The organism is Geobacter psychrophilus (genome assembly GCF_056821595.1).
Window position 1 is genome coordinate 948,740 of sequence record NZ_JBXDTU010000004.1, and the last position, 14,323, is coordinate 963,062.

Consider the following 14,323-nt stretch of genomic DNA (forward strand, 5'->3'; position numbering starts at 1 on the left):
GAAATCTTTTTCTGCGAAAATGATTTCTAACTTACTAAAAGCCCGTTCTCCTTGAAGCAGTTCAGGGTAACGGGCTTTGGCATATATTCCACGGAGACCTGACGTGTCGCAGCGCATTGCCATCCTACCCGAAATACTCACCAACAAGATCGCCGCCGGTGAGGTCGTCGAGCGACCGGCCTCCGTCATCAAGGAACTGGTTGAAAACGCCCTCGATGCCGGGGCAAGCGATATCTCGGTGGAAATCACCTCCGGCGGCAGACGACGCATCCTGATTGCTGACAACGGCCACGGCATGTCACGCGAAGATGCCCTGCTCTCGCTGGAACGCCACGCTACCAGCAAGATCAAAACGGACAACGATCTGGAAGCAATCATGACGCTCGGGTTCCGCGGCGAAGCGCTGCCGTCTATTGCATCGGTTTCCCGACTCCGCCTGACTACCCGTGAAGCAGACAATTCGGAAGGAACCGAACTGATTGTTGAGGGTGGCAAGATCAAGGAGGTCAAAGCCTGCGGCATGGCACCCGGCACGGTCATCAGCGTGGAGCATATCTTCTTTAATACCCCGGCTCGACTCAAATTCATGAAAAGTGCCGAAACCGAAGTCGGCCATGTGGGTGATGTCGTTGCCCGTATGGCGGTCTCCCGTCCGGACGTGGCGTTTTCCTGCACCAGTGACGGCCGTGAACTTCTCAGGGTGCAGCGCAGTGACCTGCAGCGCCGCCTGTCACACGTCGTCGGCAAGGACACGTCCGCCCATCTGCATCCGGTTGACTACACCGGCGAGCAGGTCTCGATCCGTGGATTTGTATCCGGACCGGCACTTGCCCGCTCCGGCATGCAGGCCATGTTCACCTACATCAACGGCCGCTTTGTTCGCGACAAGGTGGTTCAGCATGCCATCATGCAGGCCTACCGCGGCGTAATCGATCGCGGGCGTTATCCGGTTGTGGCACTCTTCATCCAGCTCCCGGCCAACGAGGTTGATGTCAACGTCCATCCCACCAAACATGAAGTCCGTTTCCGTCATCAATCCGCGGTGCACGATGCCCTGCAATCTGCCGTGGAGCAGGTATTGCGCAGTTCACCCTGGCTGGCCGGGAAACCGGCTCAGACGCCACCCGCAGCCGCTTCAACCGGACAGGCTTACCGGGAACGAATTGCCGCGGCAGCGCAGGCATCCCTCAGCATGCCTGCCAAACCATACAGCGCGCCGGCTTCCTCGCCATACCCGCTGGCCGGAGACAAAAGTACCCTTGCGGCTCCCGCTGCTACTGTTCCTGCTGCTATCCACGAACCATCAGAACCGTTCCAGGCTGCTGCAGAGCCGACCAATCGCGGCTACTTCTCGTCACTGGCAATCATCGGCCAGTTCCACGGTGAATACATCCTCTGCCAATCCGGTCCGCAGCTGGTGATCATCGACCAGCATGCCGCCAGCGAACGTGTCGCGTACCAGCGTCTGAAACAGCAGCATCTGTCCGGCGGAGTTGAATCCCAGCGCCTGCTCTTTCCCGAGACCCTTGAGCTTTCTTTCAGCGAGGTTGCCGTTGCAGAACGGTTCCGCTCGGAGCTAACCGGAATCGGTTTCGAACTTGAGCCCTTCGGCGGCAACACCCTGATGATCGCCGCGGTTCCGCGAATGGCCGCTGAAAAGGACGCCATCCGACTGGTGCGCGACATCCTGGCAGACCTGTGCCAGATCGGTGCCAGCGCAGCCTTTCAGGACCGGCTTGATGACCTGCTTTCCCGTGTCGCCTGCCATTCGGTCATGCGCGGCTTCCACCAGCTGGATGCGCGCCAGATGACTGAACTGCTGCGCAGCATGGACGAAACCGACTTTGCCGCCAGTTGCCCCCATGGCCGTCCGGTCTCACATGACATCACATTGGCTGAACTGGAAAAAATCTTCAAACGCACATGACGCCCAAACTCCTTGTCATCTGCGGCCCGACCGCCTCGGGCAAGAGCGACCTGGCCCTGCGCCTGGCTGAGCAACTGGACGGGGAGATCATCAACGCTGATTCCATGCAGGTCTATCGCGGCATGGATATCGGCACCGCCAAACCGTCGACCGAAGAACGTGCCCGCGTACCCCACCATCTCATCGACATAATCCAACCGGACCAGCCCTTTTCAGCCGCCGATTTTGCTGAGGCGGCCGATGCGGCAATCCGCGACATCAACGCACGCGGAAAACGGCCGATTGTGGTCGGAGGCACCGGACTGTACATCCGTTCCCTGCTGAAAGGACTGGTGGAGTCTCCCGCAGGCACGGATGAGGTCCGGCAGGATCTGATGGCAGAGGTCCGGGAGCGGGGTAACCTGGCCATGCTGGAAGAGCTGCGCCGGGTCGACCCGGAACTGGCCGGGCGGATCCATCCCAACAATCTGGTGCGGGTCATCCGTGCCCTGGAGGTCTTTCGCACGACCGGCATCCCCCTTTCCCGCTATCAGCAGGCACATGCCTTTTCCGGCCAGCGTTACCGCAGTCTGCAGATCGGGATTCAGGTCGAACGTCCGCTCCTCTACAGCCGCATCGATGAGCGGGTGAACCGGATGATCGAGCAGGGATTGCTACAGGAGGTTCAGCAGCTTTTGATCGCCGGATTTGGTTCGGAGTTAAAGGCCATGCGGGCCATCGGCTACAAGGAGATGACCGCTCATCTGGCCGGGGAATACACGCTGGACGAGGCCGTCCGGCTGATCAAACGTGATACGCGGCATTATGCCAAGCGGCAGTTGACCTGGTTCAATGCTGATCAAGACATATTATGGCTTGAATATCCCTCAAAGTTTGATACTATTTCCAGGCATGCAATTGAATTTTTTGAACACGGGGAGACATGACATGGCAAAAGCACCTTTCAACATTCAAGACCAATATCTCAACCAGTCCCGCAAAGAACGCATCAAGGTAGTCATACACATGATGTCCGGCGACAAGATGGAAGGGCATATCAAGTCATTCGACAATTTTTCCGTACTGCTGGACTCCAATGGCGACATCCTGATCTACAAACACGCTATTTCCACGATCACCTCTGTTGACGGTAACTTCCGCCTGCACCAGTAGACCGACATCAGCGAACCTCCCGGGTGTGATAACCCCGGAGGTTCGCCACCCCACCAGGCCCACATGCCCAAAAGCACAAAAATCCTGCTGACCACAGCCCTGCTGCTTGTTACCCTGACAGCTGTCATCCTCTATAACTCAGCCACGGTATTCCTGCAGCTGTTTATCGCATTGGCCCTGGCCTACATACTGAACCCGGCCGTGCTGTTTCTGGAACGCAGGCGGGTCAACCGCATCCTCAGCATCCTGATCGTGTTTTGCTCGGCACTGATCGCCTGTGCCGGATTCACGATTTTCCTGGCCATATCCATCAGCGGCGAGCTGTCAAACATGCAGCTCAACCTGCCCGGTTACGCCCGGCATATCTACGAGATAACACCCGCCACGATCAAGTCGTACCTGAAGATAGAGACTCCCGACAAGCTGGCCTTGCGGCTGAACGAATTGCTGCAGCAGGTCCGCGGCATGTCGCCCGACCTGCTCAAACCGTTGCTGGCGTTTCTCCAGCGGGCCTTTTCCTCCACCATCGGGCTGCTCCTGGCGGTCCTGGGTTATTTCATTATCCCGGTCTACCTGTTCTACCTGCTGGCCGACTGGCAGCAATTGAAACAATTCGTGGAATCCTACATCCCCGAGCGTTACCGCAGCATGTATGCCGATAAACTGGGTGAAGTGGACACCGTGCTGTCAGGCTTCATCCGCGGCCAGCTTTCCGTCTGCGCCATCCTGGCGGTACTCTACAGCATCGGCCTGTATGTCATCGGTATCGACCTGGCTATCGCCATCGGCACCCTGGCCGGCATCACCTTCATTATCCCCTACGTCGGCACGGTCATCGGCATCGTATTGTCGATGGTTATGGCCTTCCTCAAGTTCCACGATATCCTGCACCCCCTGCTCTGCCTGGGGTGGTTCGGCCTGGTCCAGGGACTGGAAGGGATGGTCATCACCCCCAGGGTAGTCGGCAGTACGGTCGGACTGCACCCGCTGGTGGCCATCGTGGCCCTGCTGATCGGCGGGCAGATGTTCGGCATCATGGGGATGCTGCTGGCCGTACCGGTCACCGCTGTGCTGCAGGTGTTTCTGCGTTCACTGGCGATCTGGTACCGGGATTCCGAGTTCTACCGCGGAGCCCCATGAAAGGGCTTCTGATCGAAGGAGTTGCACCGGGTTCGATTGCCGGGGAATTTGATCTGGAAGCGGGCGACCGGCTGCTGGCGGTCAACGGCCACCGGTTGCGCGACCTGATCGACTACAGCTATTACAGTTCCTCAGAGGATCAACTGCTGCTGGAAATCGCCCGCAGGGATGGTGAAATCTGGGAACTTGAGATCGAGCGGGAGGCGGGGGAACCGCTGGGGCTGACCTTCGCCCCAACCGTACCGGCCGGTTGCCGCAACAACTGCGTCTTCTGCTTCGTTCACCAGCTTCCCAAGGGCCTGCGCAAACCGCTGTATGTCAAGGACGAAGACTACCGGCTTTCCTTCCTCAACGGCAACTACGTTACCCTGGCGAACATCTCCACAACAGAACTCAACCGCATCATCGCGCAGCGCCTCTCGCCCCTGTACATCTCGGTCCACGCCACCAATCCCGAACTGCGCCAACAATTACTAGGCAAAAAGGGCATACCGCCGATCCTGGAGCAGCTGCAACTCCTGGCCGCTGCCCGCATCAGCCTGCATACCCAGGTAGTCCTCTGCCCGGGGCTCAATGACGGAGTTGAACTGGAACGCACCGTCAGCGATCTGGCCGCTCTCTTTCCGGCGGTACAATCCCTGGCAATTGTACCGCTGGGCCTGACCCGCCATCGCCAGAACCTGCCGCAGCTGCAGCCGGTCGACAGCAGCTACGCCCGCGAGTTCATATCTCAGTGGGGTCCGCGCTCCAGGGCGCTCAAGAAGAGTCTCGGTGAACCGTTCCTGTTTCTGGCCGATGAGTTCTACCTCAAGGCCGAGCTCCCCTTCCCGCCCCTGCGGGCATACGGCGACCTGCCCCAGATCGAAAACGGCGTCGGCCTGGTGCCGCTTTTCCGGCGCGAAGCTGCCCGGACATTACGGGGAGCCCGTCACATTGGAGAGTTCCGGGCTACGCTGGTGACCGGGGTTTCGGCCATGGGCTTTGTGGGTGAGTTCCTGCAGGGACTGAGCGAGAAAACCGGTCTTGATCTCGTACCGCTGGCAGTTGAAAATCGCCTGTTCGGTCAGAGCGTGACCGTCAGCGGACTGGTGACCGGAAATGATATTATTGCCGCGCTGCAGGGAGCAGAGATCGGCAGGACGCTGCTGGTGCCGGATGTGATGCTGAAAGAGGGTGAAGGGATCTTTCTGGATGATCTGACACTGGAAGAGCTGGCACAAAGGCTGGGATGCGAGGTGATGACCTTCGACTCCACCCCGCAGGGGGTGTACCGAATGCTCAGGCAACTGGCAAGCAGTCGCAGTTCCGCATAAATGAGGATTTTGTTTGTTGTGGAGAAGCGGAGGTCTCAACTTCTGCCCGTTAGATACCACTTCAGGTACGAAGCACCCGCTGTAACCCAGTACTGCAGCTCCGTCCGGGAACGGATCGAGGCCAGCCTTGACAGTATGTAGGAGGGCCTCAGGTAGAATGAACGGGTGAGCGTGCGCTGATGCTGCAGCAACTGGTCGGCGCTGAAATGTTCCGTCCTCCAACCCGGCTGTTTTCCGAAAATGACATAATCCTCCCATCCCGTTTCATTGTCGATCAGGCCGGCAGCCAGCATCCGTTCGCGCAACGGCGTGCCGGGATAGGGAACAATAATGGCTACAGAGACAAAGGTCCATGGCAGCGAACTAATCAGGCTGCAGGTCATGTCAAGTTCTTCCCTGGTCTCCGACGGGTCGCTTCCGATGATGAAATTCCCCTCGATATGCCGGATACCGGCCTGTTTAGCCCAGCGAACGGCATCGCGCACCTGATCGACACGGATACCCTTGTTCATCAAATCCAGCATGCGCTGACTGCCTGATTCCACCCCGAAGGCGACCTTGTCGCATCCGCAGCGTTTCATAAGCTGCAGCAATTCAAGCGAAACCGTATTCACCCGAGTATCACAATTCCAGGATTCGATATTACTCCGCCCCAGAATTTCACTGATTGCCGCCGCGCGGTCCGGCTGCAGCGTGAACGTATCGTCGGCGATGACGATATGATTGAAATGGTGCTCCCGCACCATGCGGCTGACTTCGTCCTCAATGAAAGAAGGGTCCCGGAAGCGGACAGTTCTGCCGAAGGTTGCCTGAATGGCGCAAAACGAGCACCCCACCGGGCACCCCCGCGACGTGAACAGCTCTGTCGAACGCAGCCGATTGGAAAACCCCCGACTGGAATGCCCGGCCTGCTCAGTGTAGTCAATCAAATCCCGCGCCGGAAAGGGGATACTGTCCAAATCCTGTATCAACCGGCGTGGTTCAGTCACAACGACCGCCTCGTCTTCCCGGAAGGCAATGCCTCCGATGGCATGATCACTCCCGCCATCCCTCAACCGCACGCAGAGTTCAAGCAGCGTTTGCTCCCCTTCTCCGATAACGGCATAATCGAAGGCAGAAAATTCTCGCAGAGTCTGGGCAGGCAGGGCACTGACGTGCGGTCCGCCGGCAACTGTTGCTATATACGGCGCGTGCAATTTGATTGCTGCTGCAAGCTGGGCAGCTGATTTTACCGTTGGAGTAGTACAGGTTATGCCCGCTACTGCCGGGCGCATATGTTCCAGGGCATGCTGCAGATGCTGTTCATTGAATGTGGCCGTCTCATAATCGATAATAGCTACATCGAAGCCCCCCCTGCGGAGCATGGCCGCCAGATAGGCGAGGTTCATGGGACGCGTATGACTCAACAGCGCTGAATCCTGCAACGGGTCAGAGGGGCGAAACAACAGAATCTGATTGGAATTAGTGGGCATAATTCAGCTGCTTGGCACTATTGAACGCTTCAGATGCCTGTTCGTGTCGCCCCGCATAAAAATATGCCAGAGCCAAACTTTCATATGCCTTTTTCATATCAGGTTTCATAATTATTGACTGCAAAAGCGCAGCAATTGCCAATTCATACTCTTTCGACATCATATAAACTTTTCCAAGCTCGTAGTACAGTAATGGCTCGCCTGGTATTTCCCGGATTGCAGACCTGTAAACCTGTATCGATTCCGACAGCGCACCTTTGTTTATGTAATAATCCGCAAGATTGGCGTACGGCCTGGCAAGCTTCGGGTACATGCTGATAGTGCGCTTCCAAAACCCGTCAGGCTTTCTCCATACTTCATTTCTCATGATTGTCAGATACATCAGCATGCATATCACCGGTATCCACAGCAGGTAGTCCAATCTCAACATTTTCGGGTTCACGAACAGCTTATCAATACATTTATTCATTGAACAAACAGCAAAGAGAAAGATTCCGAATGACGGCAAATAAGTTCTGTATTCAACAGCCATAATATCTAATGGAATAATGCTCGATTCAACGAGGAGTGCGAGATAGAACCAGATGATGCCAAATCCGGCCAACACATCGACCTGGCTGTATTTGCTGCTCACACGCGCGCCCCAAAGCAGATAGACGCCATAACCCATAACGGCCAGATGCAGTGCCAATGACAGCAGGACATCGGCATCGAACAGGTTGTGTGAAACCCGGAAATCATGCTCAAGGCTCAACCCGAATGGGACCAGCAGCGCTTTAAGATAAAATGCAACGGCCCTGAACTGTGTCAGCAGGTATTCCCATGACGAGACATGCGTAAAATTTACTACATTCAACGAGGAGGATATCAGCCCCCCGGTCTTGGCTGTTTCCGCATTCTGGAGACCGACTACATTAAAAGGGATGATAACCATGGTCAGAAAATACGGGGCCAGTCTTTTCATGCGCTGCTTGCATAATCCCTGGCAAAACAGCACATCATACAGCACAAGCATCAGCGGGATTGTAAACGCACTCTCTTTTGTCAGCATTGCGGCACAACAGAAAACAACAGAAAGACAATAGGCTGCAGTTTTTTTAGACTCACTGCGGCAGATACGGCAGTACGCATACAAAAGCGTGCTTGCCAGATAGAACAGCGCTACCAGTGATGTCATTCGTTGGGTTATGTACGTAACCGCATTTGTCATAAGAGGATGTGCGGCAAAAAGTGCCGCGGTAATAAATGCTATGGTACGTGCATCATGTGAGGACTGTATTTCATGCGAATCCGCCCAGCTCTTTTCAGCATTTAGTTTGCTCGTTACCCGAACCAGCAGATAGACCGCAATCACGTTGAGTATATGGATAATAAGATTAACAGAATGGTACCCTGTTACGGTTGGCCCATGCAGAGCATAATTGAAGGAGAATGTAAGGTATGACACCGGGCGGGTCAGAAAACTGTTCAGTGTATCTTTAAGAACGTACGGGTTGGCGGCATATGTCTCATACGCCTTCTGCCGGTTGAAGTAATTCCCGATATCACGAATAAGCGGGTTATCTTTAATGCAGGCAATATCATCAAATATGAATGAAACATCAAATGTCCTGCAATATGCCAGCAGGCAGAGAGCAATCAGAATAACTATCAATCTAATGTCTATCGACAGGTTCGTGCATCGCAGTTTCGCTGCCATTTTTCCGCACCTCTCATCGCTGCACATCTGTTTAAAGCGATTATTTACAAAACATATACTTACCGTTTACGAGCCACCACAAACACGGAACTGCCAAAAGGCATCGCTGTTACTCTGAGAAAGAAATTTTCCAATTCAATGACCTTCAACAGCAGGACGTTAATCCACCGCTGTGGCAGGAATACATCCGAAGCCACCTCATCCGGATCAGCTTCACGACAAGCCTTATACCGTGCCAACAGACGGTAACAGGCTATCAGGGGGAACACTATGCTGACGCGATAGGTCGAAAATGCTATTTCGAAGCCGGCGGCATGCAGGCGTTCACATAGAATGTGTTGTGAATAGCGTTCTCTGGTGCAAACCGCGATATCATGGCTACTGCGCAAAAATTCATGGGCGACCAGGTTCAAAATCAGCATGCCGCCCGGCTTGAGGCCGCCCCGTAGTCGTCGCATGACCGCAACATCGTTGATGACACCGGTATGGTACAGGACATCGATGGAGGTGATGAGATCATAGCTCCCCGGCTCAAGCACAATGGTGTTCAAATCAGCCTTGATCATTGAGTCAATGCCGCGCTTTCGGCACAGCCGCAGCGCCTCATCCGCTGCATCGCATCCTGCGATCCTGTGTCCCTGTGCAGACAGAAGCTGAGCGAGCCTGCCCGTACCGCAGCCCGCATCAAAGATATGAAGCGGACCTCCCAGACGCCGTGACTCTCCCCGAATAGTTGCCAAGACCAGTTTATGCAGCCCCACATACCACCAATGGCTGTCTTCGGCTTCAAACATGCGGCTATACTCGATCAGATTCATACGGTGTCCCGTTCAGGGAAAGAAGCGCCGGATGGCGGCGACCACTTCGTCTGCATGCCCTTCCGGCAATTCCGGGTACATGGGCAACGAAAGTATGGTGCCTGACAGGCGCTCAGTGACCGGGAGGCTGCCGGGCCGGTATCCCAGGAAACGGTAACCACGCATCAGGTGGACCGGATCAGGGTAGTTGACCTTCGTTTCTATGCCGTGATCAGAAAGACAGGCCATCAGACCGTCGCGATAATCCGTCCGGATGGTATAAAGGTAATACTGGTGGCTGCGCCCCGGTCTGACCACCGGAAGCCGGATATCCCCTACTCCGGCCAGGCCCCTGTCATAGATGTCCGCAATTTGCCGCCGGCGAGCTACCGCTTCGTCAAGCCGGTCGAGTTTACAGTCGAGCAGTGCCGCCTGCACTTCGTCCAGCCTCGAATTATACCCCTCTTCTTCCGCATAATATCCGGACTGCATGCCGTAAAAACGCAGTCTGCGCACGCGTTCATGCAGATCCTGGCGGGAGGTGCTGACCAACCCGCCGTCGCCGAAGGCGCCCAGTACCTTGGTCGGGTAGAAGGAGAACGCCCCGGCATCACCCAGACTGCCGGCCGGTTGTCCCTGACAGGTGGCGCCGCAAGCCTGGGCGCAGTCCTCCACTACGGACAGGCCGTGGTGCCGGGCGAACTCCAGCAGCGGCGGCATGTCAGCCATCTGTCCGAAGAGATGCACCGGCAGGATGCAGCGTGTACAGCGGGTGATCACCGTTTCCAGGAGCGTCACATCCATCAGAAAGGTATCCGCCTCCACATCCACAAACAGCGGTGTGGCGCCCGTTGCCCGAATGGCAGCCACCGTCGGAACCGCCGTATTTGCCACGGTGATGACATCGTCGCCCGTTCCGATTCCCAGCGCTTTCAGGGCCAGAAAGATGGCATCCGTACCGGAGGCGACGCCCACTCCATAAGCTGCGCGGCAGAAGTCGGCAAATTTGCTCTCAAAGGCCGCCAGACGCCCCCCCAGCACCAGTCGCCCCGATGAAAACACCTCGTCGCAGATGCGGAGGTATTCTTCCCGGTGGCTGGCGTATTCCTGCAGGTAGTCCCAGTAACGGACCGATCGTTTTGATTGAGTCATGACTGCCCCTTGTGTGAGTGTGCGTGCTGCAGGAATCGCTCGGCGAGATCCGCCAGGGAACGTGCGCGTTCATGTTCGCCAGAGAAGTCGTCGCCTTTGGCGATGAGCGCAGCAACGTGATCGATGGTCTGCAGGAAATGGTCGTGAGCAGGCAGGTGGATGATCTCGCTGCCGCCGCTGTCGCTGATCTCCAGAAGGCAGGGGTGGTCGGCAGACGGAGTGAAGGCGCGGTCAAGACGGAGGGTGCCCTGTGTACCGCTGATTTCGTAAAAGGAACAGTACGGCTGGCCGAAGGCGATGGAAAAGGCGAATCGTTCGTCCGCCGCAGTGCTCGCTTCCGCCTCCATGGAGGTGATCATCCCGTTCTGCCAGGTGACATGGCAGCGATCAACGGTACTGATCTCGCCCCCCAGAAAATAGCGGGCGGCGGAGAAAGGATAGCGGTTCAGGTCGTGAAACGCGCCGCCCCCCTGGAGCGAGTCCAGTCGAAAGTTGCCCGCTGCCGGACACGGAATGGTGAATACGCACCTCAGGCCGTTCATCCTGCCGATCCTGCCTGCGGCCAGCAGCTCTTTGACCTGTCGGTGCTGAGGGTGCTGCAGGTACATGATGTTTTCATAGAGCAGTACCCCGTTGCGGCCGGCGGCCTCCAGCATGCGATCAACCGAGTCCGGCGAAAGAGCCAGCGGCTTCTCGCAGAGCACATGCTTTCCGTGGTTGAGTGCCTTGACAACCCACTCTTCGTGCAGATGGTTGGGTAGCGGGATGTATACCAGGTCAACGGATGGTGACGAGATCAACTCCTCGTATCCCATGGCCGTTGCACCCATATCGGAAACGAATGCAGTTGCAACATCCGCGTTTCTGCTTGCCACTGCCGCCAGACGGGCACGAACACTTTTGAGCAGTGCCGGCACGAATCTGCGAGCGGCAATATCCGAGCACCCCAACACACCGATGTTGACCGGACGCGCGGCGGACAAGGATTCGGCTACAGCAGGCATGTCAGGATACTCCTGGCGCATGAGTTGACCTGTTCTCCGAGGTGTACCAGAAACAGCACATGTGAAAGCGGAAGCCAGCGGTAATCGTCCGGAAGTTGCAGATCAGCACTGTCCGGAAGCATCAGAATACGGTGAACATGGCACTCCCGGTAAAAACGCGCACCTTCTTCAGCCTGGCGGCTCTCGTGAATCACCCTGAATGCGCCCGTTGACAGAAACTCTTCGTACAGGAACGGTTTTTTCAGCTTGGTGCTGTCGGCATAATTGCCCTGCGCAAACTGGACCGTCGGACCAAGCTGCACCGTCGTCCGATTACCCACCTCGGCCTTGGTCTGCATGAGAATCTCAATACCCTGCGGCGTATTTCTGACAAGCAGGCCGATCACGCCGGGGGCCGTATTTTCGATAATCGGCTGGCTCCATGAGCCGACCTCCCTGGCGGCAGAAATGATCCGCATGCCAACGATCCTGAAAAAGCGTTTTTCACGGTGCGAGAAAAACCCCTTGTCGTCCAGACCCCATTCCTGCAGCTCGTTCAGCCCGATGCGATGCGCCAGCATGTGGTTGCCGGCTCTGCGATCATCAAGCCATTGAAGCGTTTCCCAGATGCCTGCCGGACATGTGGCCGCTGGCCTGGAGTCACATTCCTCCAGCGCCTGTCCAGCATGCGGTCCATCGACACAGGTAAAGATCATCCCTGAAAGGATGCTGCGCGTGCAGGCATTGATGAGATTGTCCCGCAGCAGCAGGCCGGCAATCTGCCGCAGTGTCAACCAGATAAAGCCCTTGGGCAGTTCCAGCGGAAAATCATCGCCGACTTCGACGATCATGTTGCGGTTGGATTTATAAAGAAAGCGTCCGCCATCCTCCGTCTGCAGGCGGGCAAAGATGATCCGCTCCGGCTCAGGGGCCATGAAATGTTCCAGGAACAACGGAGCAGCCCCGCCGTGGGCACCGGTATAGTTGCTGTAGGTCGCCTGGACCGTCGGGGAAAGCTGGACACCACCAATATTGCCGGGTTCCTCCTTGGCTTGCAGACAGAAATGCATGACACCGTCAATAGATTTTGCCAGGATACCGAGGACTCCGGTCTCCGGCTGCTCAATAATCGGCTGATCCCATTCCAGTTCAAAACGGCCGACCCGGTGACGGCAACGGATGCCCATTACGCTGAAAAAACGGCCGGTGGCGTGACAAAGATTACCGGTCTGCATCTCCAGCCGCCACCCGTCCAATCCCTTCAGGGGCACGAGCATGGCATCCAGGCCGGCATTATCGCGCTGTTTCATGACCCAGTTGTCCACGCAGGAATCGTCGTAAATCGGTGTCCCGTGACCACGTGAGGCATAAATAGCCGGGACTATCTTCGGATGGATACCCAGTTCAGCCGGCAAGCCTTGCGCGTAGACCTTATCCTTCATGACCGCTCCCCACCGCTTTTTCATGGATCGCCTGATCGTCCAACAGCTCCCTGATGATGTATTGCGGTTCCTGATTGAGTTTCAGATAGATACGTCCGACGTATTCCCCGACTACACCGGTCGCAAAGAGCTGGAACCCTCTGAAAAACATGGTGACAGATGTAAACTCCTCCAGGTCAGTCGGGTCGCTCAGAAAGGGGTACAGGTTTCTGATGAGCATGTCGGCCACGGAATAGATCCCCAGAATCGTTAGAATGAAACCGATCACAGCCAATATTCGGAGCGGAATCAGGGAGTAGCTGACAACCATATCCCCCCAGAGCGCCGCCAGTTTTTTCAGGGTATATCCGGACCTGCCCGCCTGGCGCCGGTCATGGCGAACCGTCACTGTTCCGATATTGCGGGTTATACGCAGGATAATGGCGTCCAGATAGGGATTAGGAGATTTATTGGCGATAAGCTCGTTCACCAGAAAACGATTCATGGCCTTGAAACTTGACAGATACAGATTGGCCGGCTTGTTCAGGATAACCCGCGCCATACTCCCGTTCATATAACTGACCAGGTTGCGGAAAAAACTGTCGCTCTTGGCCGGGTACTGGCTGTACACCACATCGAAACCCTTCAGTATCTCGGCCATCAGCCGGGACACCTCTTCGGGAGGGTTTTGGAAATCATCGTCCATGATGACCACATATTCACCCCGCGCCTGGTTCAGGCCGGCCATTACAGCATTATGTTCACCGAAATTGCGGGACAGGCGGGCATAGGTTATCGTCTCCGGAAATTCGGACTGAAGCTGACGGCAGATTACATCGCTCCGGTCACTGCTGCAGTCGTTTATCAAAACAACCTGAAGTAGATACATGCTGCCATGCAGTGATATGAGCGCACGGCAGAGATCACAGATGGTTTTTTCCCCATTATAGACGGGTATAACAATCGAAAGAGACGGCATAGTTTTCCTCGTGCGTAAATGAGGGCATACGGAAGGCCTGACAGGTCGTGTCACCGCGTGTGCAAGCAATCACCAGCACTGAATCAGCAGTATCAGGCAGGTTGTAATGTATTAAACGAGAGTGGAGAAATCAGCAGCGGGGCGGTGAACGACCCTTCGGAAGGCGCAAGTGAGAAGATTCAGCAGGGTCTGCAAATGGAGACAGGCAGCCGGCGCTTACAGTGAAGCGGGGGTTTAGATATGCGTGAGACTCATTCAGGGTGAATGATACCGGGGCGAAGTCTGATT

The 14,323-nt window shown here is 56.1% G+C and carries 12 protein-coding genes; 5 read left to right on the forward strand and 7 right to left on the reverse strand.

The features are described 5' to 3' along the window. Nucleotides 1-103: 103 nt before the first annotated feature. The 5 genes from mutL (at nucleotide 104) to ACOCF6_RS06745 (ending at nucleotide 5,532) form a co-directional block, all read left to right on the forward strand. Nucleotides 104-1,927 (forward strand): DNA mismatch repair endonuclease MutL, encoded by a 1,824-nt coding sequence (gene mutL / locus ACOCF6_RS06725; protein WP_482459620.1) that lies wholly within the window; start codon nucleotides 104-106, stop codon nucleotides 1,925-1,927. Continuing rightward, the gene (gene miaA, locus ACOCF6_RS06730) at nucleotides 1,924-2,853 is read left to right on the forward strand and encodes a tRNA (adenosine(37)-N6)-dimethylallyltransferase MiaA (protein ID WP_482459621.1); all 930 of its coding nucleotides are present in this window, start codon (nucleotides 1,924-1,926) and stop codon (nucleotides 2,851-2,853) included. Before mutL ends, miaA begins: the two co-directional genes overlap by 4 nt. A gap of 1 nt (nucleotide 2,854) precedes the next feature. Then, nucleotides 2,855-3,079 carry an RNA chaperone Hfq gene (gene hfq / locus ACOCF6_RS06735; protein WP_482459622.1) on the forward strand — a complete coding sequence of 75 codons (225 nt, stop codon included), beginning with the start codon at nucleotides 2,855-2,857 and terminating at the stop codon, nucleotides 3,077-3,079. A 63-nt stretch (nucleotides 3,080-3,142) separates the two neighbouring features. Continuing rightward, entirely contained in the window at nucleotides 3,143-4,219 is a 1,077-nt protein-coding gene (locus tag ACOCF6_RS06740) for an AI-2E family transporter (protein WP_482459623.1), read from the forward strand. After that, on the forward strand, nucleotides 4,216-5,532 hold the full coding sequence (locus ACOCF6_RS06745; protein WP_482459624.1) for a DUF512 domain-containing protein: 1,317 nt from the start codon (nucleotides 4,216-4,218) through the stop codon (nucleotides 5,530-5,532). Before ACOCF6_RS06740 ends, ACOCF6_RS06745 begins: the two co-directional genes overlap by 4 nt. Before the next feature lie 35 nt (nucleotides 5,533-5,567). Here ACOCF6_RS06745 and ACOCF6_RS06750 read toward each other — a convergent pair whose 3' ends face one another. Genes ACOCF6_RS06750 through ACOCF6_RS06780 form a run of 7 tightly spaced genes read right to left on the reverse strand, consistent with a single transcriptional unit; the run spans nucleotide 5,568 to nucleotide 14,035 of the window. Continuing rightward, nucleotides 5,568-7,004, reverse strand: coding sequence for a B12-binding domain-containing radical SAM protein (locus ACOCF6_RS06750; protein ID WP_482459625.1), 1,437 nt, complete (start codon nucleotides 7,002-7,004; stop codon nucleotides 5,568-5,570). After that, entirely contained in the window at nucleotides 6,994-8,703 is a 1,710-nt protein-coding gene (locus ACOCF6_RS06755; RefSeq protein WP_482459626.1) for a tetratricopeptide repeat protein, read from the reverse strand. The genes ACOCF6_RS06750 and ACOCF6_RS06755 overlap by 11 nt, the downstream gene beginning before the upstream one ends. A gap of 59 nt (nucleotides 8,704-8,762) precedes the next feature. Next, the gene (locus tag ACOCF6_RS06760) at nucleotides 8,763-9,521 is read right to left on the reverse strand and encodes a class I SAM-dependent methyltransferase (protein WP_482459627.1); all 759 of its coding nucleotides are present in this window, start codon (nucleotides 9,519-9,521) and stop codon (nucleotides 8,763-8,765) included. Nucleotides 9,522-9,533: 12 nt separating this feature from the next. Next, on the reverse strand, nucleotides 9,534-10,652 hold the full coding sequence (locus tag ACOCF6_RS06765) for a DegT/DnrJ/EryC1/StrS family aminotransferase (RefSeq protein WP_482459628.1): 1,119 nt from the start codon (nucleotides 10,650-10,652) through the stop codon (nucleotides 9,534-9,536). Further along, complete coding sequence (locus ACOCF6_RS06770) at nucleotides 10,649-11,656, reverse strand: Gfo/Idh/MocA family protein (protein WP_482459629.1); 1,008 nt, start codon at nucleotides 11,654-11,656, stop codon at nucleotides 10,649-10,651. Before ACOCF6_RS06770 ends, ACOCF6_RS06765 begins: the two co-directional genes overlap by 4 nt. Next, nucleotides 11,644-13,101, reverse strand: coding sequence for an NDP-hexose 2,3-dehydratase family protein (locus ACOCF6_RS06775; RefSeq protein WP_482459630.1), 1,458 nt, complete (start codon nucleotides 13,099-13,101; stop codon nucleotides 11,644-11,646). Before ACOCF6_RS06775 ends, ACOCF6_RS06770 begins: the two co-directional genes overlap by 13 nt. Then, complete coding sequence (locus tag ACOCF6_RS06780) at nucleotides 13,067-14,035, reverse strand: glycosyltransferase family 2 protein (protein ID WP_482459631.1); 969 nt, start codon at nucleotides 14,033-14,035, stop codon at nucleotides 13,067-13,069. Before ACOCF6_RS06780 ends, ACOCF6_RS06775 begins: the two co-directional genes overlap by 35 nt. Between the last annotated feature and the right edge of the window lie 288 nt (nucleotides 14,036-14,323).